This is a genomic window from Rhizobium sp. F40D2, from assembly GCF_051810745.2.
Taxonomy (GTDB): Bacteria; Pseudomonadota; Alphaproteobacteria; order Rhizobiales; family Rhizobiaceae; genus Rhizobium.
In genome coordinates this window covers 77,810-98,716 of the sequence record NZ_JBPWQX020000001.1, presented here as the reverse complement: position 1 = coordinate 98,716, position 20,907 = coordinate 77,810, and the positions used below count along the sequence as shown (strand labels likewise).

24 protein-coding genes are annotated in these 20,907 nt (G+C 62.6%); 11 read left to right on the top strand and 13 right to left on the bottom strand.

What is annotated here, in order from left to right:
- Positions 1-12 precede the first annotated feature (12 nt).
- The 4 genes from hutG to ACS4RS_RS22760 all read left to right on the top strand — a co-directional run bounded on the left by hutG (position 13) and on the right by ACS4RS_RS22760 (position 3,898).
- On the top strand, positions 13-816 hold the full coding sequence (gene hutG / locus ACS4RS_RS22775; RefSeq protein ID WP_439013545.1) for an N-formylglutamate deformylase: 804 nt from the start codon (positions 13-15) through the stop codon (positions 814-816).
- Between the two features lie 24 nt (positions 817-840).
- Positions 841-2,514 (top strand): urocanate hydratase, encoded by a 1,674-nt coding sequence (hutU, locus tag ACS4RS_RS22770; RefSeq protein WP_439013544.1) that lies wholly within the window; start codon positions 841-843, stop codon positions 2,512-2,514.
- Between the two features lie 5 nt (positions 2,515-2,519).
- A complete protein-coding gene (locus ACS4RS_RS22765) occupies positions 2,520-3,095 on the top strand; it encodes a HutD/Ves family protein (protein ID WP_439013543.1) in 576 nt (191 codons plus the stop codon).
- Positions 3,096-3,268: 173 nt separating this feature from the next.
- Positions 3,269-3,898 carry a DnaJ domain-containing protein gene (locus tag ACS4RS_RS22760; protein ID WP_439013542.1) on the top strand — a complete coding sequence of 210 codons (630 nt, stop codon included), beginning with the start codon at positions 3,269-3,271 and terminating at the stop codon, positions 3,896-3,898.
- Positions 3,899-4,023: 125 nt separating this feature from the next.
- Here the strand turns inward: ACS4RS_RS22760 and ACS4RS_RS22755 are convergent, their stop codons facing one another.
- Together ACS4RS_RS22755 and ACS4RS_RS22750 are read right to left on the bottom strand one after the other, a co-directional pair.
- Positions 4,024-4,725 carry a DUF899 family protein gene (locus ACS4RS_RS22755; protein WP_439013541.1) on the bottom strand — a complete coding sequence of 234 codons (702 nt, stop codon included), beginning with the start codon at positions 4,723-4,725 and terminating at the stop codon, positions 4,024-4,026.
- Positions 4,726-5,198: 473 nt separating this feature from the next.
- Positions 5,199-5,381 (bottom strand): hypothetical protein, encoded by a 183-nt coding sequence (locus tag ACS4RS_RS22750; RefSeq protein WP_054184085.1) that lies wholly within the window; start codon positions 5,379-5,381, stop codon positions 5,199-5,201.
- 70 nt (positions 5,382-5,451) lie between these two features.
- On the opposite strand from ACS4RS_RS22750, the gene ACS4RS_RS22745 reads away from it, so the two are divergent.
- The gene (locus tag ACS4RS_RS22745) at positions 5,452-6,090 is read left to right on the top strand and encodes an alpha/beta fold hydrolase (protein ID WP_439013540.1); all 639 of its coding nucleotides are present in this window, start codon (positions 5,452-5,454) and stop codon (positions 6,088-6,090) included.
- Here the strand turns inward: ACS4RS_RS22745 and ACS4RS_RS22740 are convergent.
- From ACS4RS_RS22740 to pcaQ, 4 genes are all read right to left on the bottom strand, one after another.
- Entirely contained in the window at positions 6,087-6,758 is a 672-nt protein-coding gene (locus ACS4RS_RS22740; RefSeq protein ID WP_439013539.1) for an RES family NAD+ phosphorylase, read from the bottom strand. The two genes, ACS4RS_RS22745 and ACS4RS_RS22740, sit on opposite strands and share 4 nt — an antisense overlap.
- On the bottom strand, positions 6,755-7,279 hold the full coding sequence (locus tag ACS4RS_RS22735) for an MbcA/ParS/Xre antitoxin family protein (RefSeq protein ID WP_439013538.1): 525 nt from the start codon (positions 7,277-7,279) through the stop codon (positions 6,755-6,757). Before ACS4RS_RS22735 ends, ACS4RS_RS22740 begins: the two co-directional genes overlap by 4 nt.
- A 92-nt stretch (positions 7,280-7,371) precedes the next feature.
- Positions 7,372-8,061: a methyltransferase gene (locus tag ACS4RS_RS22730; RefSeq protein ID WP_439013537.1), complete on the bottom strand. Its 690-nt coding sequence runs from the start codon at positions 8,059-8,061 to the stop codon at positions 7,372-7,374.
- A gap of 18 nt (positions 8,062-8,079) precedes the next feature.
- Positions 8,080-8,997: a pca operon transcription factor PcaQ gene (pcaQ, locus tag ACS4RS_RS22725; RefSeq protein ID WP_439013536.1), complete on the bottom strand. Its 918-nt coding sequence runs from the start codon at positions 8,995-8,997 to the stop codon at positions 8,080-8,082.
- Positions 8,998-9,404: 407 nt separating this feature from the next.
- Here pcaQ and pcaD point away from each other — a divergent pair, with 407 nt between their 5' ends.
- The 5 genes from pcaD to ACS4RS_RS22700 all read left to right on the top strand — a co-directional run bounded on the left by pcaD (position 9,405) and on the right by ACS4RS_RS22700 (position 13,184).
- The gene (gene pcaD / locus ACS4RS_RS22720) at positions 9,405-10,214 is read left to right on the top strand and encodes a 3-oxoadipate enol-lactonase (RefSeq protein WP_439013688.1); all 810 of its coding nucleotides are present in this window, start codon (positions 9,405-9,407) and stop codon (positions 10,212-10,214) included.
- Complete coding sequence (gene pcaC / locus ACS4RS_RS22715; RefSeq protein ID WP_439013535.1) at positions 10,211-10,612, top strand: 4-carboxymuconolactone decarboxylase; 402 nt, start codon at positions 10,211-10,213, stop codon at positions 10,610-10,612. The genes pcaD and pcaC overlap by 4 nt, the downstream gene beginning before the upstream one ends.
- A gap of 9 nt (positions 10,613-10,621) precedes the next feature.
- Entirely contained in the window at positions 10,622-11,371 is a 750-nt protein-coding gene (gene pcaH / locus ACS4RS_RS22710) for a protocatechuate 3,4-dioxygenase subunit beta (RefSeq protein ID WP_439013534.1), read from the top strand.
- Positions 11,372-11,373: 2 nt separating this feature from the next.
- Complete coding sequence (pcaG, locus tag ACS4RS_RS22705) at positions 11,374-11,985, top strand: protocatechuate 3,4-dioxygenase subunit alpha (RefSeq protein ID WP_439013687.1); 612 nt, start codon at positions 11,374-11,376, stop codon at positions 11,983-11,985.
- Between the two features lie 152 nt (positions 11,986-12,137).
- A complete protein-coding gene (locus tag ACS4RS_RS22700) occupies positions 12,138-13,184 on the top strand; it encodes a 3-carboxy-cis,cis-muconate cycloisomerase (protein WP_439013533.1) in 1,047 nt (348 codons plus the stop codon).
- 18 nt (positions 13,185-13,202) lie between these two features.
- On the opposite strand, the gene ACS4RS_RS22695 is transcribed toward ACS4RS_RS22700, so the two are convergent.
- From ACS4RS_RS22695 to ACS4RS_RS22665, 7 genes are all read right to left on the bottom strand, one after another.
- Entirely contained in the window at positions 13,203-14,033 is an 831-nt protein-coding gene (locus ACS4RS_RS22695; protein WP_449314027.1) for a shikimate dehydrogenase family protein, read from the bottom strand.
- Positions 14,034-14,037: 4 nt separating this feature from the next.
- Positions 14,038-15,105, bottom strand: coding sequence for a Gfo/Idh/MocA family protein (locus ACS4RS_RS22690; RefSeq protein WP_439013532.1), 1,068 nt, complete (start codon positions 15,103-15,105; stop codon positions 14,038-14,040).
- A 42-nt stretch (positions 15,106-15,147) separates the two neighbouring features.
- Positions 15,148-15,912, bottom strand: coding sequence for an ATP-binding cassette domain-containing protein (locus ACS4RS_RS22685; RefSeq protein ID WP_439013531.1), 765 nt, complete (start codon positions 15,910-15,912; stop codon positions 15,148-15,150).
- 56 nt (positions 15,913-15,968) lie between these two features.
- Entirely contained in the window at positions 15,969-16,610 is a 642-nt protein-coding gene (locus ACS4RS_RS22680; RefSeq protein ID WP_439013530.1) for an ABC transporter permease subunit, read from the bottom strand.
- Positions 16,611-16,620: 10 nt separating this feature from the next.
- Positions 16,621-17,289, bottom strand: coding sequence for an ABC transporter permease subunit (locus tag ACS4RS_RS22675; protein ID WP_439013529.1), 669 nt, complete (start codon positions 17,287-17,289; stop codon positions 16,621-16,623).
- A complete protein-coding gene (locus ACS4RS_RS22670; protein WP_439013528.1) occupies positions 17,286-17,735 on the bottom strand; it encodes a type II 3-dehydroquinate dehydratase in 450 nt (149 codons plus the stop codon). The genes ACS4RS_RS22675 and ACS4RS_RS22670 overlap by 4 nt, the downstream gene beginning before the upstream one ends.
- A gap of 222 nt (positions 17,736-17,957) precedes the next feature.
- Positions 17,958-18,788, bottom strand: a complete 831-nt coding sequence (locus ACS4RS_RS22665) for a transporter substrate-binding domain-containing protein (protein WP_439013527.1) — start codon at positions 18,786-18,788, stop codon at positions 17,958-17,960.
- Between the two features lie 221 nt (positions 18,789-19,009).
- Here ACS4RS_RS22665 and ACS4RS_RS22660 point away from each other — a divergent pair, with 221 nt between their 5' ends.
- Positions 19,010-20,905 (top strand): bifunctional sugar phosphate isomerase/epimerase/4-hydroxyphenylpyruvate dioxygenase family protein, encoded by a 1,896-nt coding sequence (locus tag ACS4RS_RS22660; protein ID WP_439013526.1) that lies wholly within the window; start codon positions 19,010-19,012, stop codon positions 20,903-20,905.
- Positions 20,906-20,907 lie beyond the last annotated feature (2 nt).

Below are 20,907 nucleotides of genomic sequence, written 5' to 3'. Positions count from 1 at the left end.
GAGGTTTCTGCCATGACCACATCATACGAAATCCATCGGGGCACTTCCCCCGTCATCCTCGCGTTCCCCCACACCGGCACCGATGTGCCGCCCGGGATCGCCGACCGGCTCAACGACAATGGCCGGATCCTCGCCGATACCGACTGGCACATCCACCGGCTCTATGACGGGTTGCTCGATGATGTCACGACCGTGCGCGCCACCTTCCACCGCTATGTGATCGACGCCAACCGCGATCCCAAGGGCGCCAGCCTCTATCCCGGCCAGAACACCACCGGCCTCGTCCCGGAAACGGATTTCGACGGCAAGCCGATCTGGAAGGATGGGCAGGCGCCTGACGAGGCCGATATCGCCGCCCGGCTGCGGGATTTCCATGCGCCCTATCATGCCGTCCTTGCTGCCGAGATCGAGCGCGTCAGGGCAATCCACGGTGTGGCGATCCTCTACGATTGCCACTCGATCCGCTCCCATATTCCCTTCCTCTTCGAAGGCAAACTGCCGGATTTCAATATCGGCACCGATATGGGCAAGACCTGCGACGGCGCCATCGAGCAGGCGACACTCACCGTGGTCGAAGCCGCAGAAGGCTACGACAGCGTGCTCAACGGCCGCTTCAAAGGTGGCTGGACGACCCGCCATTATGGCCGGCCCGAGACCGGCGTGCATGCGATCCAGATGGAGCTCGCGCAATCGACCCATCTCCAGACCGAGACACCGCCTTTCGCCTATGACACCGCGAGGGCGGACAGGCTTCGCATCCATCTCAGAGACATTCTGGTGCGCATTGAGCAAATCGCACCGGGTTTGAAACGATAACGATCACTCGACAGGGGAACCGCCATGAACAATCCACGTCATAACATCCGTGAAATCCGCGCGCCCCGCGGCAACGAGCTCAATGCCAAGAGCTGGATGACCGAAGCGCCGCTGCGCATGCTGATGAATAATCTCGATCCTGATGTCGCCGAGAATCCGAACGAACTCGTCGTTTACGGCGGCATCGGCCGCGCCACCCGCACCTGGGAGGATTTCGACCGCATCGTCGCGACGCTGAAGACGCTGACGGAAGAAGAAACGCTGCTGGTGCAGTCCGGCAAGCCGGTCGGCGTCTTCCGCACCCACAAGGATGCGCCGCGGGTGCTGATCGCCAATTCCAACCTCGTGCCGCATTGGGCGACCTGGGATCATTTCAACGAGCTGGATAAGAAGGGCCTTGCCATGTACGGCCAGATGACGGCCGGCTCGTGGATCTATATCGGCACGCAAGGCATCGTGCAGGGCACTTACGAGACATTCGTCGAGGCCGGGCGCCAGCACTACGGCGGCAATCTCAAGGGCAAATGGATCCTGACCGGCGGCCTCGGCGGCATGGGCGGCGCCCAGCCGCTCGCCGCGGTCATGGCCGGCGCCTGCTGCCTCGCCGTCGAATGCAATCCCGATTCGATCGATTTCCGCCTGCGCACCCGCTATCTCGACGCCAAGGCCGAGACGCTCGACGAAGCGCTTGAGATGATCGACCGCTGGACCAAATCAGGCGAAGCCAAATCCGTCGGCCTGCTCGGCAATGCCGCCGAAATCCTGCCGGAAATGGTCCGCCGCGGCATCCGTCCGGACATGGTCACCGACCAGACCTCGGCGCACGACCCGATCAACGGCTACCTGCCGAAGGGCTGGACGATGGCCGAGTGGAAGGCCAAGCGCGAGAGCGATCCGAAGGCAGTGGAAAAAGCCGCGCGCGCCTCGATGCGCGAGCATGTCGAAGCGATGATCGCCTTCTGGAACGCCGGTATTCCGACACTCGACTACGGCAACAATATCCGCCAGGTCGCCAAGGAGGAAGGCTTGGAAAACGCCTTCGCTTTCCCGGGTTTCGTGCCGGCCTATATCCGTCCGCTGTTCTGCCGCGGCATCGGCCCCTTCCGCTGGGCCGCCTTGTCCGGCGACCCGGAGGATATCTACAAGACCGATGCCAAGGTGAGGGAACTGACCCCCGGCAATACCCACCTGCATAACTGGCTCGACATGGCCAGGGAGCGCATCGCCTTCCAGGGCCTGCCGGCACGCATTTGCTGGGTCGGCCTCGGCGACCGCCACCGCCTGGCTCTGGCCTTCAATGAAATGGTCAGGAACGGCGAGCTTTCCGCGCCGATCGTCATCGGCCGCGACCATCTCGACTCCGGCTCCGTCGCTTCGCCGAACCGCGAAACCGAGGCGATGAAGGACGGTTCGGATGCCGTCTCCGACTGGCCGCTGCTGAACGCCCTGCTCAACACGGCGTCGGGCGCCACCTGGGTATCGCTGCATCACGGCGGCGGCGTCGGCATGGGCTTTTCCCAGCACTCCGGCGTCGTCATCTGCGCCGATGGCACCGACGATGCGGCCAAGCGCCTCGAGCGTGTGCTCTGGAACGACCCGGCGACCGGCGTCATGCGCCACGCCGATGCCGGCTACGACATCGCTCTCGACTGCGCCCGGGATAAGGGCCTGCGCCTGCCCGGCATCCTCGGGAACTAAGACCGTTGAGGACCCTGCGCGCCGCCGATCACAAGCGCATGCCGTGGAAAAACGGCGGCGGCGAAACGGTGGAGATCGCCGTTTCGCCCGAAGATGCCGGCCTTGCCGGCTTCGACTGGCGCGTCAGCATGGCGACCGTCGCAACCGACGGGCCGTTCTCGATCTTTCCCGGCATCGACCGCACGCTGGCGATCCTAAACGGCAACGGGATGACGCTCGACATCGAAGGCAGGGCGCCGGCGCTGCTGACGACGGCAAGCAATCCCCTCGCCTTTCCGGCGGATATCCCGGTCGCCGCCAGGCTCCAGGACGGCGCGATCACCGATCTCAACGTCATGACCCGCCGCGCGGGCCTTGTTCACACGCTGGTGCGGATCGAAATCAATGGCGGCAAGACCGTGCCGCTGACGGCGTCGACATGCCTGTTGCTTTGCCACCGCGGCGCCTTGTCGTTCCGACAGGGCGATGAAACCGGCACGCTTGCATCAGGCGATGCGCTGCTGATGACGGATGCAGTGGGAATCGAACTCAAAATCGATGGCGAGGCAACCTGTTATCTTGCTTCGATCAACGCCGGCTGATTTTACCCTAACCGCTTGAAACAATATTACAATCCCAAAGCGGTCCGGGCATCGGCGCGCACCGTTGCGATTTCCGGCCATGGACGTCATTCCTGCTTTCGGTCTAAACTTTGCCTTTCTGATGCAGAACAAGACCTAGACTGCCCGACGTGCGGGGTAGCAATGGAGCGGGCGTGACGGATCCCTACGATATTCTCGGCGTTGAACGCAATGCGGATGAGGCGCAGCTGAAGGCCGCCTATCGCAAGCATGCAAAAGTCGCCCACCCGGATTCGGGCGGCGATTCGCAAGCTTTCGACAAACTGCAGAAAGCCTATGCGCTGCTTCTCGATCCGGTCCGCCGCAAGGTCTACGACGATACCGGCTACGACGTCGAATTCGCCGATGCCGCCGAGCTGCAGGCGCTTGTCATGATCGAGAAGCTCGTCACCGACGCGGTGCTCGACGAGCGCTTGCCCGGAAGTTTCGATCCCGTCGCCGTCATGCAGGAAAGCCTTTCCGAGGAACTGCGCAAAGCGCGCTTCAGCAAGAGCGAGCTGGAACGCCACGCCTCGCGCATCGGCCTGCATCTGGAACGGCTCGAAAAACAGTCCGGCCGCGATGTGCTCGCTCACATGTTCCGCGCCCGCATCGAAGCGATTGGCAAGGCGGTCGTGGAAACCGAGGCGAAGATCAAGGCAGCGGAACGCGCCGCCGACATGCTCGCCGGCTATATCTACGACGTCGACCCGACGCCGCTGCCGGAGGCCTCGGTCACCAGCATCGAATGGGCCGAGCCCTCCAGAAACCGCTCCACCGGCTGACGCGCGACGCGGCCTTAGAACAGGATGATTTTAGGCCCGGCTGGCCTAAAATATGAATCCTGTTCTAAATTAAAGAGTTAGAGCGTGATGCCACCCGAAAACCGCGCACACTTTTCGGTCATGCTCTAGTAGGACAGCTTCGGATACCAATCCGGCGCCCGGCCTTCCGGCGTTGAATCCAGCACCGTCCAGAGCGGCATCAGATCCGGAGCACCGCGCGGATCCTCGCCGGGATCGGCCGTCACCCCGCCCATCTCTCCGCCCCAGAAATGGCGGATGGTGCCGTCGCGCCGCGTGAAGACGTTGAAAGCGGCGTCATCGCTGCCGTCTTTACCGATGGCGTGATAGTCGCGGCTGTATTCATCCGTCGTGTCGGAATAAAGCGGCAGGTGATGCCAGCCGCGCTCCTTCTTGAAGGCGAGCAGCCGTTGGAGCGGCGAGCGGGCGACGACGGCAAGCGCGACGCGCTGCTGCATATCGGGCACCTCGCCGTCCCAGGCCGACAGCAGCGAGGTGCACATCGGGCATGGGCGCTCGCGCTCCGGCCCGAACATGTAACTGTAGACGACCAGCGTTTCCTTGTCGGCGAAGAGCTCGCTGAAACTGATCGGCCCGTCAACGCCTTCGAAGCGGTAGTCTTTCTTCACCTCGCCGCCCGGCGGCAGCGCCCGGCGCTGGACGGCCACGCGCTCGATGTGGCGGCGCAATTCGATTTCTTCGGCGAGCAGCGCGTCGCGGGCGCTGCGATATTCCTGGCTCTCATTGGGGAAGCGAACACCGTTCTTTGCCGCAAGCACAGCGGCGGGGACGAGATGCTGATGATCCATGACATTTCCTCCTTCTGTTGCCGCACGATTGCAGCACATCGTTAGGATGACGATCGGCGGATGCGAAAATCGACAGCGCCGGCGAAAAAACGGCGGCAGGAAAAAATCCCACTTCGGAATCCCGAAGGACTGCCGCTTCGGGATTCCGAAATCCGCCGGGCTTTTCGCGGAGGCACTGAGAAAAAACAGGCAATGATTTCAATGCCTCAACCAATTTCGGGATTCCGAAGTGCTATATAGAGTATGGTGGGAGTTCGTCACGATCGCCCCGATCGAAACAGACGCTTCGGTGAATGCAATGTCTGAAAAGCAAAAAGGGCGCTCGACCCTTGCGGGGAGCGCCCTTATCCTGTCGGACGGCAAAGAGTTCGACGACGTCGATACCCCATGCATCCATTTTTCAGGCAGGCGTGGTATATGCGCCCTCTCCGCCGCGGTTTCAAGGGCCGATCGGCATCATAATTTTACGATCCCTAGAAAGCGACGCCGGTTACGGGGTTGACGACCGGCCGTTCGCTTTTGTCGCCCGCCCCAGCCGGCTGCACCGTCGGTGGCGCCAGCGATTCTGCATCGGCAGGCTCCGGCTTGTCTGGAACGGCGCTGACGTCTTTGGGGCGCCGCTGCTCGGGCTTTACGTTTTCGTCATTCGTCGACATTGTCTGTCTCCTTTCAGGCAAGAAGTCACGGCCGTCGAGATGGTTCCGGTGGCGCTATGGAGGATTGCCGATGCTCGACAGATTTCTGCTCAAGGGGCCGCAGGATGCGCGCTTCACCATCCTGCTGGCCCATGGCGCCGGCGCGCCGATGGATTCGGTGTCGATGACAGCAGCGGCGGAAGCGCTTGCCGGCGTCGGCTTCAGGGTTGTCAGGTTCGAATTCGCCTACATGGCCGCCCGCCGCACCGGAGACCGCAAGCCGCCGCCGCGGGCCGAAACGCTCAATCCCGAATATGAAGCAGCAATTGCCGAACTCGGCGTTGACGGCCCGCTGATCATCGGCGGCAAGTCGATGGGTGGCCGGGTCGCCAGCATGATCGCCGACGATCTCTATGGCAGAGGCAAGATCGCCGGCCTACTCTGCCTCGGCTATCCCTTCCATCCGCCCGGCCAGCCGACGAAACTGCGCACCGCTCACCTCAAGGGGCTCGTAACGCCCGCGCTGATCTGCCAGGGAACGCGCGACGAGTTCGGCACGCGGGACGAGGTGCCGGGCTACGATCTCTCAGGCAAGATCGAAATCCTCTGGCTGGAGGACGGCGACCACGACCTCAAGCCGCGCAAGAAAATCTCCGGCTTCTCCGCTGCCGATCACCTCGCCACGATGGCGAAGACGGCAAAGGCCTGGGCGGAGCGTCTCGTCCTCTAGGCGGCGAGCTTCCTGACATCGATGCGCCGGTCGGCGGCGAAAACGGTGATTTCGAAGTGGTCGGCCTGCAGCACATCGCGAATGTTGCGCGGCCGATGTGCTGCAATGTTGACCCCGCCTTTCATCCGGACACTGTCATAGAGGATGCCGGCGCCGCCGCTCGAACGCACCTCTTCGCCCAGCACTTGCGACGCCGCATAGCTCGCGCCGTCATAGAGGGCGGACCGCAATGTCTGCTCGCCGCGAATATCGAGATAGTCGCCGATCAGAGTGGCCGCATAGCTTCGATAGGTGCGCGCCATTGTCGCAATGCTACGGGCGACTGCCTCGCGCCTCAGATGATGGCCGACCTCGGCGGCGGCTGTCTTCAGAGCATCGGCGGCATACCAAGCGCCGAGATCGGGACCGTTGAAACGCATGCCGCCGGGCGCGACATGCAGGAAGGCCGCCATCACGATGCTGGCATTCGGCGTGCCGTAAACCCATTCATCCTCGGGAAGCCGCTGGATGCGGTCGGCGACGAGGCGATCATTGGTCCAGCCGACGAGCTCCATCACGGCTTCGAGATCGGCCGCCCGCGTCACCGTATCGAAAAGCCCGATCGGCGGAAATTGCGATGGGATCAGCCGGTAGGAGGGACGCGGCGCTTCTGCAAAACGCACGCTCACCGGAAGACGATGTCCGCGTCTTCGTAAGGCGTGAAGGCCTCGTCGAGACTATTCGGCTGCATATAGACACCGCCTCTTGCGCCATCGAGGAACCGGCGCACGGTCATCAACCCGTCCTGGGTTCCGTTGGTCACGATATCGAGCGGCCGATGCCCGCCGAAAACCGGCGCCTGATGCGGCATGCGCAGCCAGGCGACGCCGGCACGTTCGTCCGCAAACAGCACGCCGAGCGCCTGATGGATACCGAGCACGGCGGAGATCCGGGTGAGCGTATCGACATCGAGCGTGAAAGCCCCATGCTCGCGCGCCTGCTTGGCCCAGCTGTGATAGGTCGACCGGGAGGGGTAGCCGAGCATGAGCAGGCGCTGCTCTTCGCTCAGGCCCCAGAGATCGGCGATCGCCAGGAAGGTTCGCAAGGCCGGTGCACTCAGCCTTTTGCGGTTCGCCCGGGCAAACCGCTCGACGTCCAGCCGCTGTGGCCCCTGGTCTTCCCGTTGCTCTTTGCGTCGCGAATGCTGCATAATAGCTTCCTGTCTTGAATTAGACATAGTCCAAATCTAGGCTTGCATCAAGAGATTTAAAGAGCTGGTCTTTCCAACTGCCGGTTCGGATATCACCACAATCCAGGCAGCAGCCGGTAGCGGACCATGCGGCGGTATCCGGCGTAACCCGGCAGGTCTCTTACCAGATGCTTCTCCTCGTCCAGCAGCCGTGCGACGAGTCCGGCAAAGGCAGGAGGGATGGCAAGCAAGCCCCAATACGAGCCAAGCGACAGCGGTATGCCGACGAAGAGCACCAGCGCCGCCGCATACATCGGATGGCGCACGACGCTATAGAGCCCACTCGAAATAACCCGCTGATCCCTGCGGATCTCGACCGTCGCCGAGGCGAAGCTGTTCTGCCGCAGGACCAGGAAGCAGCCGTAAAAGCCAGCTGCGACCAGGATATTGCCGAAAATCACGATCGGCGCAGGAACGGCCGACCCGCCGAACCGATAATCGACCGCCGAGCCGATGAAGAGCCCAATCAGCACGATGCCGTTGAAAAATTGAATACGCTTCTGTGCCGGCTCCCGCTCCGCAGCCGGCCCGACATGCAGCCGCTGTTCCAGCAAGCCGCGGTCATATTTCAGGAAATAGGCTGTCGTCGCAACGATCCAGGCGGAAAAATTGAGAAAGAACAGCCAGCCCTGCCAATAGGACAGCGAACCTGCAGCGACGAAGATCATCACCGCGAGCACGGCGGCGAATTTCACCGTCGCTTCCGTCGCCCGCCTGCCGAGATCCTTCTTCTGATCCTCCATCGGTCCATCTCCGTTACCTCAAGAAACCTCCCCGGCCGCCTCCCGGATCGTCTGCATCAGGATCGATTGCGGCGCCGACGGCACGGCATCGGCGCGCATCGTCAGCCCGACCGGCCCCCTGGTCTCGCTCGTATCGACCGGCAGCAGTGCCAGCCGCCCGTCGGCGACGTCATCGGCGACCACACCGTTGGAAATGATCCAGATCGCGTCGCTCGAGCGCAGGAAGGCGCGGCCGAAGGAATCCGACACTGTCTCGATCTGGTTCGGCAGGCTGGAGACGCCGTTGGCGATGAGGAAATTTTCGACCACCGGCCGGATGATCGAGCCCCGCGTCGGCATCAGCACCGTGTAATCGCCAAAACCGGCAAAGGGCGATTGCCCGGCGTCGAGCAGCGGATGGCCGGCGCGCACGGCAAACACCACCTGCTCGGAATAAAGATGCTCGAAGGAAAAGCCCGCCATCTTCTCCGCACCCGCCAGGCGTCCGACGACGATATCGAGATCGCCGACGCGAAGCTGCTCCAGCAGCACGGCGTTCTCGCCGGTGACGATCTTCACCCGGCTCCAGGTCCGCTCCTTGAGGAAGAGCTCCATCGCCCGCGGCATGATGCGCGACGACACCGTCGGCAGGGCGCCGATCCGGATCGGCGGCGCATCGGCGAACTGTTCCTGCGAGACGGAATCGAGCCCCTGGCGCAACGCCGTCAGCGCCGCCCCGGCGTGCCGCAGGAAGACCTCGCCGTAACGGGTGATCTTGATGCCGCGACCATCGCGCTCGAAGACGTCGACACCCAGTGCCTGCTCGAGCTCGCGGATCGTCTTCGTCACCGCCGGCTGGCTGACATGCAGCAATTCGGCCGCCTTCATGACGCTCTTCTGCCGCGCCACCTCGACGAAGGTCTGCAGATGACGAAACTTGACGCGGCTGTCGATCATCGTTCACATAACTCCGAGGTTATCGAAAGGCTTATAAATATCATTTTACTTAACCGGATCAACCAGTCAATTTTGCGAACAGGAGAGTGTGCCGTTGGATGGGCTATGCCGGGACGAGTTTGGCGAGAAGCCTACCCCGCATTCCGTCATCCTCGGGCTTGACCCGAGAATCCCTGCCGCGGGTGCCGGGTGGATGCTCGGCTCAAGGCCGAGCATGACGGAGGGCGCGAATGCCCCTCACCCTAACCCTCTCCCCGCAAGCGGGGCGAGGGGACGTGCCAAACGTGGCGTTGAGTTTGACGGAGACGGTGCGGCATATCCCCTTCTCCCCGCCCGCGGGGAGAAGGTGGCGGCAGCCGGATGAGGGGCACCCCAGCTGAGCTGACTTGATGACGGAGGAGATTGACGTGCAATTCGCCCGCATAAATGACGGGACGATCCATTATCAGGTCATCGGCGCGCCTGCCGACCGGCCGGTGATCGTCTTTGTCAATTCGCTCGGCACGGATTTCCGCATCTGGCGCGATGTCGTGGTGCGGCTTGCCGGGGACTATGCCATCGTACTCTACGACAAGCGCGGCCACGGCCTCTCCGATGTCGGCCAGCTGCCCTCGTCGATCGAGGATCACGCCACCGATCTCGCCGGCTTGCTCGATCTGCTTTCGGTGAAGGACGCCGTCATCTTCGGCCTCTCCGTCGGCGGCCTCATCGCCCAGTCGCTCTATCAGCGCCGGCCGGATCTTGTCGGCGCCCTTATCCTCAGCGACACTGCCCATAAGATCGGCACGGCTGAAAGCTGGAACGCCCGCATCGCCGCGGTCGAGAAAAACGGCATCGGCAGCATCGTCGACGCCATCATGGAGCGCTGGTTCACGCCTGCCTTCCGCCGGCCCGAAAACACCGCCTATTCAGGCTATTGCAACATGCTGACGCGCCAGCCGGTCGAAGGTTATATCGCCGCCTGCGAAGCGATCCGCGATGCCGATTTCACCGAAGCGGCCAAGAGGATCACTGTCCCGACGATCTGCATCGTCGGCGACCAGGACGGCTCGACGCCGCCCGATCTCGTGCTTTCCACAGCAAAGCTGATCTCCAACGCCCGCTACGAGGTCATCCCAGACTGCGCCCACATTCCCTGCGTCGAGCAGCCGGAAGCGCTGACGGCGATCATCCGTGCCTTCCTCTCATCTCTTCCGCCTGGAGAACCCAACCGATGAACGAGACCGCCTCCTCCGAGCGCTACCGGCAGGGCATGGCGACCCGCCGCGCGGTGCTCGGCGACGCCCATGTCGACCGCGCCGCCGCTGCGGCGACCGAGTTCGACCGGCCCTTCCAGGAGCTGATCACCGAAGCCGCCTGGGGACATGTCTGGTCGCGCCCGGCGCTGAGCAAGCGCGAGCGCTCGATCGTCACCATCGCCCTGCTCGCTGCTCTCGGCCAGGACGACGAGGTCGCCATGCATGTGCGCGCCACCGCCAACACTGGCGCGACCCGCGAGGATGTCTGCGAGGCGCTCTTGCATGTGGCAATCTATGCCGGCGTTCCCGCCGCCAATCATGCGATCAAGATCGCCAAACACACCTTTGCACAAATGGACGCCGAAAAGGCGGCCTGAGGGGGAGAAATGTCCGAATTAGTCAACCGAAAGCCGGAGACCGGCGCCTTCTTCGCCCGCGACCGCGCCTGGCATGCGCCGGCGCTGACCCCCGGCTACAAGACCTCCGTGCTGCGTGCGCCGCAGCGCGCCCTGCTCTCGCTCGATGGCACGATCTCCGAAACCACCGGTCCGGTCTTCGGCCATTCGATGCTTGGCGAGCTCGACAACGACCTGATTCTGAATTATGCGCGGCCCGGCGAAAGCGCCATCGGCGAGCGCATCATCGTTCATGGCCGCGTGTTCGACGAGCGCGCCAAGCCGGTTGCCGGCGCGCTGGTCGAATTCTGGCAGGCCAATGCGGGCGGGCGCTATCGCCACAAGAAGGAAAGCTATCTGGCGGCGATCGATCCGAATTTCGGCGGCTGCGGCCGTGCCGTCACCGATGAGGAGGGCCGCTACCATTTCCGCACGGTGCGGCCCGGCGCCTATCCCTGGCCGAACGGCATCAACGACTGGCGCCCGGCCCATATCCATTTCTCGGTTTTCGGCCACGGCTTTGCCCAGCGTCTGATCACCCAGATGTATTTCGAGGGCGATCCGATGATCTGGAAATGTCCGATCGTCGGCACGATCCCCGACAAGGCGGCGATCGAACAGCTGATTGCGCTGCTCGACTGGGGCAATACCATCCCAATGGATTCACGCGCCTATAAATTCGATATCGTCCTGCGCGGCCGCCGCTCGACGATGTTCGAAAACAAGCTGGAGGGCAATTGACCATGCAGCAGCTCGGCTACCTCAAGGAAACCCCGTCGCAGACGGCCGGTCCCTATGTCCATATCGGCCTGACGCCGAATTTCTGCGACATAACGGGTGTCTACGACAGCGACCTCGGCACCCAGATGGTCAACGACAAGACGCTCGGCGAACGCATCACCGTCAACGGCCGCATTTTCGACGGCGCCGGCGCCCTGGTGCGTGATGCCGTCGTCGAGATCTGGCAAGCCGACAGCGCCGGCCTCTACAACAGCCCCTCGGAAATGCGCGGCGCCGCCGACCCCAATTTCACCGGCTGGGGTCGTTGCCCGACCCGCGCTGAAGACGGCGTCTACAGCTTCGAAACCATCAAGCCCGGCCGCGTCCCCTTCAAGGACGGCCGCAAGATGGCCCCGCACATCACTTTCTGGATCGTTGCCCGCGGCATCAATATCGGCCTGCACACGCGCATGTATTTCCCTGAGGAGACAGAGGCCAACGCCGCCGACCCGCTGCTTCTGCGCATCGAGCATCGCGAGCGTGTCGCCACCATGGTCGCCACCCGCGATGGCGCCACCTGCCATTTCGATATCCATCTGCAGGGTCCTCAGGAGACAGTGTTTCTGGATATCTGAGGCCCGCGTTGGAGGCTTGCTGATATGGCCTTGCGCAGGTAGCGTCTGCCTGCCCTCTCCCGGAAGCGAGTGGGGAACAGTGCCCCAAATCCCTTCTCCCCTCGGGAGAAGGTGGAGCCGGACGAGGGCCCGCCACCACAAACGAGCAGACCATGACCACATCGCCTTTCGACCACCCCTTCCTCTCCGGCCTGCTCGGCGACGATGAAATCGCGCGCTATTTCTCCGCCGAGGCCGATATCCGCGCCATGCTCTCCTTCGAGGCTGCGTTGGCGAGGGCCGAAGCCATCCATGGCCTGATCCCCGCCGAAGCCGCAAGGCGGATCGCCGAAATCTGCGCCGGCCTTTCCCCCGATCTGCACCATCTTCGAGCGGCAACGGCAAGGGACGGCGTCGTCGTTCCAGAGCTCATCAAGCAGCTGCGCACCGAAGTCGGCGAGGAAGTGGCCAAAAGTCTGCATCTCGGCGCCACCAGCCAGGATGTGATCGACACCAGCCTGATGATCCGCCTGAAGGCGGTGGTTTTCCTCTTTGCCGGCCGGCTTTCCGCCATCGTCGCCGAACTCGGTGCGCTCGACCGCCGGTTCGGCCGCAACCGGCTGATGGGTCATACCCGCATGCAGGCAGCCATCCCGATTTCGGTCAGCGACCGCCTCACTGCTTGGCGCGCGCCATTGGGGATCTATCGCGACCGCCTGACCGAGCACAGTTTTCCCGTCCAGTTCGGCGGCGCGTCCGGCACCCTCGACAAGCTCGGGCCGCACGGCCCGGCCATCCGCGCCTCGCTCGCCCAGGAACTTGGCTTGACCGACACCAGGCAATGGCAGAGCGCGCGTCTGCCGATCGCCGACATCGCCGGGCTGTTTGCGTCGATCTCGGGCAGCCTCGGCAAAATCGGTCAGGATATCGCTCTGCTTGCCCAGGCAGGCCAAGAGATCGAAATCGCAGGCGGCGGCAGCTCCTCGGCGATGGCGCACAAACAGAACCCCGTCGCCGCCGAAACCCTGGTCTCGCTCGCCCGCTTCAACGCCACGGCCCTGTCGGGCATCCACCAGTCCCTCGTCCACGAGCAGGAACGCTCCGGTGCTGCCTGGACGCTCGAATGGCTGCTACTGCCGCAAATGACGATGGCAACCGCCGGCAGCCTGCGGCTGGCGCGGGAATTGACGGGGAATATCAAGCGGCTTGGAACTGCCTAAAGCCACGCGAAACGAGCATCAACCGAGCTTGGCGATTGCCCGCAGATTGTCGGCCGTCGTTGTCGGGAATTCGAAGAATTCGAGATAGGCGGGGATTTGTTCGAACAGCATATCCGTGCCGACCTGAAAGGTGCAGCCGCGCGCCCGGGCCGCCTCGAGAAAAGGGGTCATCTCCCTGCTCATCACCACCTCGCCGACGAAGGTCGATGGGGAGATGCGGTCGACATCGATCGGAAGAGGGTCACCCCGCCGCATTCCAAGTGGTGTCGCGTTGACGACGATGTCGAAGCCGGTTGGGTCGAGAGAGCCGACCGTGACGTGGAGGTGGGGATAATATGTCTTCAACCGGTCGAGCAGCGCCGTCGCGGTCGTCTCGTTGGCGTCGACGATCGCCAGATGGGCGACGCCCGCCTTAGCCAACGATGCCGCGATCGCCGAACCGACGCCGCCAGCGCCGACGACCAGCGCTTTTGCGCCCTCGACCTTTTTGCCCTTGCGCAGAACGCCCCGCACGAAGCCCTCACCATCGAACATGTCGCCGATCAGCCTGCCATTCGAAGTAAGACGCACCGCATTGCACGAGCCTGCGACTTTGGCGTTGGTCGAGGCTTCGTCGAGCAGCGCCATCGTCGCAATCTTGTGCGGCATGGTGATGAGCGCGCCGTGAATATTGGAGAGCCGGAAGACAAGCTTCAAGAACGCCGGATAGTCTTCCGGCCGGCAGCCCATCGGCACGACGACCGCATCAATGCCGTTCTTCTCGAAATAGGGGTTGTAGATCAGAGGCGCCTTGAAGGACTCGGTGGGGTAGCCGAGGTGGGCGATGAGTTTGGTCGTCCCGGTGATCATGTGGCTAGACTTTCTGGGGATCGGCAGAGGCGCCGGCGTCAGCGAGGTGGATCATCTGCCCCGAGCGCGCCGATCTCTTGATCGCTTCGACGACCCTGAGGGTGGCAAGGCCCTCCCACCCGCTCACGAGAGGTGCTGCTTCGCCGCGAATGACATCGCAGAAATGGCTGAGCTGACGGCAAAGCGGATCGGCGGCCTCGTAAGCCACGCGCTCCTCGGCAAGCGGCTCCAGCCAATCCGGCTTCGACGTCGCTGTCCAAAGCGTCAGATCGGGAATGCCGAGCGAACCCTTCGTGCCGCCGATCTGGTAACAATGTCCGGCATAGCGAGGAAATGCAGGGTTCTCGCCGGTCGTCGCCTCCCAACTCCAGGGTGCGGCCACCGCATCGCTGCCGGTCAGCGTGGCGAGAACGCCGTTCGCGAACCGCAATGAGACGACGGCCGTGTCCTCGACGGCGTGGTCGCGCACCGCGTGCGATTCCATCGCATGCACGGCCTCGACCTCGCCGAACAGAAATCGGAAGAGGTCGACATCATGGATCAGGTTGACGAAGATCGGGCCGGCGCCGGCTTCCCGCCGCCAGGGGATGTCGAAATAGTCGTCCGGCTTGGCGACCCAGAAGATGCCGTGCACCGTGACGATCCGGCCAAGCCTGCCGCCGTCGACGATCTGTTTGGCCACCTGGATCATCGGGTTGTGGCGGCGGTGATGACCGACGAGGAGCGGTATCCCCGCCCTCTCGCCGGCGGTCACCAGCGCTGCGGCAGCGTCGACGTCGTCGGCGATCGGTTTCTCGATAAGAACAGGGATGCCGGCGGTAATAACCTCCATCGCATTCTCGACGTGAAGGTGGTTCGGCGTTGCCACGATGACGCCGTCGGGCCTGTCCTCGGCGCGGATGTCCTGGAACGACGGGTACCATTGGATGCCGGCATTGCCGGCGAAATCGCGACCGACCGGGGACGGATCGATCACGGCGGAGAGAAGCGTTCCGGGCTCTGTCATCACGCGCTCGGCATGGCGTCTGCCGATCAGGCCGGCTCCCATGACTGCAATCTTCAATGGCTTCATCATCGGCTCCAGAATTTGACGAGGGTTCGGCCTTGAAACCGCTTATTTCCGCAGGATTTCTCCGAGAAACTTTCTGGTTCGCTCGTGCTGCGGGTTGGTGAAGAATTCGGCGGGCGGGGCTTCCTCGACGATCGCGCCGCTGGCCATGAAGATCACCCGATCGGCGACCTGGCGGGCAAAACCCATCTCGTGGGTGACGCAGATCATCGTCATGCCCTCGTCGGCCAGCGCGATCATCGTATCCAGCACCTCCTTGACCATCTCCGGGTCAAGCGCCGACGTCGGCTCGTCGAACAGCATCACTTTCGGCCGCATGCAGAGCGCGCGGGCAATGGCGACGCGCTGCTGCTGGCCGCCCGAGAGCTGAACCGGATATTTGTCGGCCTGTTCCAGGATCTTGACCCGCTCGAGCAGCCCGCGCGCCCGTTCCTCGGCCTCCGCCCTGCCGACGCCGATCGCCTTCATCGGCGCCAGCATGCAATTCTGCAGCACGGTCAGGTGCGGAAACAGGTTGAACTGCTGGAAGACCATGCCGACCTCGCGGCGGATCGCATCGATGGTCTTGGCCTGGTCGCTGAGAACGATGCCGCCGACCCGGATTTCACCTTTCTGGTAGGTCTCGAGATGGTTGATACAGCGAATGAGCGTCGACTTTCCGCTGCCGGAGGGCCCGCACAGGACGATCCTCTCGCCGCTGCGAACCGTCATGTTGATGTCGTGAAGGGCCTGAAACGAGCCGTACCACTTTTCCACCTGCGCCATGTTGATCATGGTTTCTGCGGCCTGGGCGGGCGTGGGACTGGTCATCGGTAGAACTCCACAATTGGCGGTCAAGGCCGCATCGAAGAAGAAGGGGATGCGGATCAGCGCGCGGAAGCGGCAAACTTTCGCTCGAGGCGCGCGCCGAGGATTGTCAGCGGGCAGCACATCAGGAAGTACAGGATGCCGACGACGCCGAAGACCGTCAGCGGCTGGAAGATCTGGTTGGAGATGATGTTGCCGGCCCGCGTCAGCTCGGTGAAGCCGACGATCGAGGCAAGAGAGGTGCCTTTGATCAGCTGCACGAGGAAGCCGATCGTGGCAGGCAGCGAGATGCGCAGCGCCTGCGGCAGGATGACATCCCTCATGCGGGAGATGTATCTGAGGCTGAGCGCCTTTGCCGCTTCCGTCTGGCCGCGCGGAACCGCTTCGATCGATCCGCGCCAGATCTCGCCGAGATAGGCGCTGGCATGCAGCGTCAGCCCGATGGCGACGGCCACCCAGGCATCGAGCATCAGCCCGATCAGAGCCAGACCGTAATAGACCACGAAAAGCTGCATCAGAAGCGGCGTTCCCTGGAAGACCGCGATGTAGCCGGCGGTCAGGCGTTCCAAGAGCGGGTTGCCCGAGACGCGGGCGAGAGCGACGCCGAGCCCGGCAATGCAGCCGCAGACAAAACCGACCGCGGACAGGACCACGGTCCATTTCAGGCCGATCAGGAGGAAGACCAACTCGTCGTGACCCATGGAATTCCTCCTACTTGACGGGATATTTGAAGTAGCGGGCGGAAAACGCCGCAAACAGGCGCATCATCACCCAGGAAATCACGAAATAGAAAAGCGTGACCGTGAAGTAGACCTCGAAGCTCCGGAAGCTCTCCGATTCGATGCGCTGGGAAACGGAGGTCAGCTCATAGGCCGAGATCGCCGAGGCAATGCTGGTGGTCAGCGTCAACAGCACGAACTGGCTGGTGAGCGACGGATAGATCGCCCGCAGTGCCGGCTTGAGGATGATCAGCCGGAAGACCTGCGCCTTGTGCAGGCCAAGCGCCAGGCCGGCTTCCATCTGCCCCTTCGGGATCGACTGGACGCCGCCGCGAATGATCTCGATCGCGTAGGCGCCGCCATTGATGCCGAGTGCGATGATCGCCGTCGGTGTAGGATCGAGCCGAATGCCGGTGAGCGGAAGCGCGAAATAGATGAAGAAGATCTGCACCAGGAACGGCGTGTTGCGGATCAGCTCGACGAAGGCGATGACCAGCCACCGCAAGGGCTTGAGCGCGGAGTCGCGCAGGGCAACCCCGCCGATCCCGATGACGATCGCCAGCAGCATTCCACAAATGGCCAGCAGGAACGTCCCGAGACAACCGAGCAGCAGGTTCGGCAGCCCATCGATAACAGGGGTGAAATCCAGCTTGTAATTCATGCTTTCGCTGCTCCCGCCATGTCGGCCATTGCTTCGACGGCGAGTTCGTAACCGCGGGCGCCGAAACCGATCATGATGGCGGTGGCGACGCGCGAGATCAGCGAATTGTGGTAGATGCTTTCGCGCGCATGAACATTCGAGATGTGCAGCTCGATCTTCGGCGGGTCGAACATTTTCAGCGCATCGAGAAGCGCGATCGAGGTGAAGGTGTAACCGGCCGGATTGATGATGATGCCGCAGGCCTCTTTGCGGGCCTGATGCACGCTTTCCACCAGCTCGCCCTCGAAATTGGTCTGGCGGAAGTCGATGGCAAAGCCGAGGCTCTCGGCCTTTGCCAGGCACCTGTCCCTGATATCGGCCAGCGTCGTCGAACCGTAGATTGCGGGCTCGCGCTCACCCAGAAGGTTGAGGTTCGGTCCGTTGAGCACAAAAATGGTTCTGGTCATGTCGCGCACCTCAGGGCGTTGGGCATGGCTGTTGCGTCGACGGGCATTGGCATGCCCGCCTTGTTTGGTGGGGGGCTTCGTCTCACTAGGCGTCATCCTCGGCCTTGTGCCGAGGATCTGCCGCCGAAGATACCCGGGACAAGCCCGAGCCTGACGGAAGAGTGGTTGGCGGGCCTTGTCACCAGCCAGATGGCCGGACCTCGTCCCGCCTTGACCCTTGGCTCAGTTCGCCGCGAACGGAATGCCCTCCAGCGTGTCCGGGAATTCCGGCACCGGGACCTTCATCCACTTGTCGTAGACGGCCTTGAGATCGCCGTTTGTCTTGATCTTGTCGATGAAGCTATTCAGCGCCGCATTGATTTCCTTCTCGCCGAGACGTGTGCAAGCACCGTTGTAGAGCTTCTGGAATTCAAGCTTGTTTTCGAATTCGCCCGGGCGCGCCTTGTTCACCCGGTCCATATAGAAGATGTTGCCGCCCAGCGCATCGACCTGGCCGGAGACCAGGGCCTGGACGCTCGCAGCGTCTCCGTCATAGCGCCTGATCGTCGTACCCTCAGGCGCGTTCTTCGTCACCTGCGTGTCCTGCGCAGCGCCCTTGGCGACGCCGATCGTGAACTTGGCCATGTCGGCATTGGTCTTGATTTCCGCCGATTTGGGACCGATCAGAACGATGGCGTTGGCCACATAGGGCTTGCTGAACTGCACGGCCTTTGCGCGATCCGGCAGCATTGCCATGGTTGCAAAGAGAACGTCGACGCGCCCCGCCGTCAGCGCCGGAATGCGGTTGTTGACTTCGAGCGGCACGAACTCGACGGAAACGCCCAGTTCCTTGGCGAACAGCGTCGCAATATCCGCATCGAGGCCGTCCTGTTTGCCGCCGCTGGTCACAAAGCCCCAAGGCGGGTTGTCGCCCTGGATTCCGACGATGATCTTGCCGCGAGCCTTGATTTCGTCAGGCGTGATGGCGGCGGCCGGTTGCGCCAAGGTGACGGCAGCCACCAGGGCCGCGGCTCCGAGCATCGCGTTTCGACGCGTCAGCATAGATTTGAACATTCTGTTTCCTCCTCTTTTGGCGGCCTTTCGACCGGACAGCCACCTCACCTTTTGACTGTGGAAGAAATGATTGCCAGAGACCGACGCGCAAATCAACAGAGTTTTTCAAAATCATATGAGATTTTATAATGCCTCAAGCTATTTGAATTCCTCACGAGATTTGCAATAATAGGTGAGAGCGATTTTTCGCGGCTGGCCGTGGGTGCCGAAAGGGTTTTGCTATGAAGACCTCGATTGCGACTGTGACGATCAGCGGCGAACTGCCTGAGAAGCTCGAGGCGATCGCCCGGGCGGGGTTCGACGGCGTCGAGATCTTCGAAAACGATTTCCTGGCCTTCGACGGCAGCCCGGCCGATGTCGGAAAACTGGTGCGCGACCATGGCCTGGAGATCACGCTGTTTCAGCCGTTTCGTGATTTCGAGGGCATGCCGGAGCCGCTGCGCAGCCGCACCTTCGATCGCGCCGAACGAAAGTTCGACGTGATGCAGCAGCTTGGAACGGATCTGGTGTTGGTCTGCTCGAACGTCTCGCCGGCCGCCATCGGCGGCATCGACCGGGCGGCTGAGGATTTCCGGGAACTTGGCGAGCGTGCCGCCCGGCGTCGACTGAGGGTGGGTTACGAGGCGCTGGCCTGGGGTCGCCATATCAGTGACCACCGCGACGCCTGGGAAATCGTCCGGCGCGCCGATCATCCGAATGTCGGTCTCATCCTCGACAGTTTCCACACCTTGTCGCGCAAGATCGACGTCAATTCGATCCGCTCGATTCCGAAAGAGAAGATCTTCATCGTCCAGCTTGCCGATGCACCGCTGATCGACATGGACCTGCTCTACTGGAGCCGCCACTTCCGCAATATGCCCGGCGAAGGCGACCTTCCCGTCACGGCGTTTACCGAAGCCGTCGCTGCCACAGGTTATGACGGCTATTTCTCGCTGGAGATTTTCAACGACCAGTTTCGAGGCGGCCTGTCGAGGCCGATCGCCGCCGATGGCCACCGCTCGCTGATCTATCTCGGCGATCAGGTGCGCCGCCATCTCGGCACCGGCAGCATGACCGGGGCGGCGATGCCGGAAAGGGCTGCCGTCCAAGGCGTCGGCTTCGTGGAGTTTGCCACGGACGAACAGGATGAAGTCGAGCTGGTGGCCCTGCTGCGCACCCTCGGCTTCAAACAGACCGCCGTCCACCGCACCAAGAAAGTTTCCCTGTTCGAGCAGGGCGAGATCCGGATCCTCGTCAATGTCGATCAGGCGGGATTTGCCAATGCAGCCTACGCCGTGCATGGGACGTTTGCCTATGCCATGGCGCTGGTGGTCGACGATGCCGCAAAGGCATATGCACGTGCGCTTGCTCTCGATGCCGAGCCCTTCGCCCAGCCTGTGGCGAAGGGTGAGCTCGAGCTGCCCGCCATTCGGGGCGTCGGCGGCGGCATCGTCTATCTGATCGACGACAAGAGCGCCCTGGGCCGCTTTTCCGAAATCGACTTTCGCCCGGTGACCGACGACACCGACACGGCGTCTGCCGGCCTTATTCGCGTCGATCACGTCGCCCAGACGGTCGGCTATGATGAAATGCTCACCTGGCTTCTGTTCTACACCTCGATCTTCGAGACCCATAAGACCCCGATGGTCGACATCATCGATCCAGCCGGGGTGGTGCGCAGCCAGGTCGTCGAAAACCAGTCGGGCGCGTTGCGCATAACCATGAACGGGGCCGAAAATCGCCGCACCCTGGCAGGCCATTTCATTGCCGAGAAGTTCGGGTCCGGCATCCAGCACCTGGCGTTTTCGACCGACGACATCTTTGCAACCGCCGAAAAGCTTCGCAGCTGCGGTTTCCGATCCCTGCATATTTCGCCGAACTATTACGACGACGTCGAAGCCCGCTTCGGGCTCGATCCTGTCATGACCGAGCGGCTGAAAGCGGAGAACATCCTCTATGACCGAGACGAGCATGGCGAATATTTCCAGCTCTACAGCGGCACCTATGGAGAGGGTTTCTTTTTCGAGATCGTCGAGCGCCGCGGATATCGCGGTTATGGCGCCCCGAACGCAATTTTCCGGATCGCCGCGCTGAAAAGACAGATGCGCCCGGAAGGAATTCCGAAAGACGCCGATTAATT

Excerpts from the sequence above, each read along its gene's own strand:
- hutU (WP_439013544.1), top strand. The coding sequence starts at position 841 with ATGAACAATCCACGTCATAACATCCGTGAAATCCGCGCGCCCCGCGGC.
- ACS4RS_RS22730 (WP_439013537.1), bottom strand. The coding sequence starts at position 8,061 with ATGGAGGATCAGAAGAAGGATCTCGGCAGGCGGGCGACGGAAGCGACG.
- ACS4RS_RS22750 (WP_054184085.1), bottom strand. The coding sequence starts at position 5,381 with ATGTCGACGAATGACGAAAACGTAAAGCCCGAGCAGCGGCGCCCCAAA.
- pcaQ (WP_439013536.1), bottom strand. The coding sequence starts at position 8,997 with ATGATCGACAGCCGCGTCAAGTTTCGTCATCTGCAGACCTTCGTCGAG.
- ACS4RS_RS22660 (WP_439013526.1), top strand. The coding sequence starts at position 19,010 with ATGAAGACCTCGATTGCGACTGTGACGATCAGCGGCGAACTGCCTGAG.
- ACS4RS_RS22685 (WP_439013531.1), bottom strand. The coding sequence starts at position 15,912 with ATGACCAGTCCCACGCCCGCCCAGGCCGCAGAAACCATGATCAACATG.
- pcaC (WP_439013535.1), top strand. The coding sequence starts at position 10,211 with ATGAACGAGACCGCCTCCTCCGAGCGCTACCGGCAGGGCATGGCGACC.
- ACS4RS_RS22735 (WP_439013538.1), bottom strand. The coding sequence starts at position 7,279 with ATGCAGCATTCGCGACGCAAAGAGCAACGGGAAGACCAGGGGCCACAG.
- ACS4RS_RS22700 (WP_439013533.1), top strand. The coding sequence starts at position 12,138 with ATGACCACATCGCCTTTCGACCACCCCTTCCTCTCCGGCCTGCTCGGC.
- hutG (WP_439013545.1), top strand. The coding sequence starts at position 13 with ATGACCACATCATACGAAATCCATCGGGGCACTTCCCCCGTCATCCTC.
- ACS4RS_RS22690 (WP_439013532.1), bottom strand. The coding sequence starts at position 15,105 with ATGAAGCCATTGAAGATTGCAGTCATGGGAGCCGGCCTGATCGGCAGA.
- ACS4RS_RS22755 (WP_439013541.1), bottom strand. The coding sequence starts at position 4,725 with ATGGATCATCAGCATCTCGTCCCCGCCGCTGTGCTTGCGGCAAAGAAC.
- ACS4RS_RS22670 (WP_439013528.1), bottom strand. The coding sequence starts at position 17,735 with ATGACCAGAACCATTTTTGTGCTCAACGGACCGAACCTCAACCTTCTG.
- ACS4RS_RS22745 (WP_439013540.1), top strand. The coding sequence starts at position 5,452 with ATGCTCGACAGATTTCTGCTCAAGGGGCCGCAGGATGCGCGCTTCACC.
- pcaG (WP_439013687.1), top strand. The coding sequence starts at position 11,374 with ATGCAGCAGCTCGGCTACCTCAAGGAAACCCCGTCGCAGACGGCCGGT.
- ACS4RS_RS22665 (WP_439013527.1), bottom strand. The coding sequence starts at position 18,788 with ATGTTCAAATCTATGCTGACGCGTCGAAACGCGATGCTCGGAGCCGCG.
- ACS4RS_RS22695 (WP_449314027.1), bottom strand. The coding sequence starts at position 14,033 with ATGATCACCGGGACGACCAAACTCATCGCCCACCTCGGCTACCCCACC.
- ACS4RS_RS22675 (WP_439013529.1), bottom strand. The coding sequence starts at position 17,289 with ATGAATTACAAGCTGGATTTCACCCCTGTTATCGATGGGCTGCCGAAC.
- pcaH (WP_439013534.1), top strand. The coding sequence starts at position 10,622 with ATGTCCGAATTAGTCAACCGAAAGCCGGAGACCGGCGCCTTCTTCGCC.
- ACS4RS_RS22680 (WP_439013530.1), bottom strand. The coding sequence starts at position 16,610 with ATGGGTCACGACGAGTTGGTCTTCCTCCTGATCGGCCTGAAATGGACC.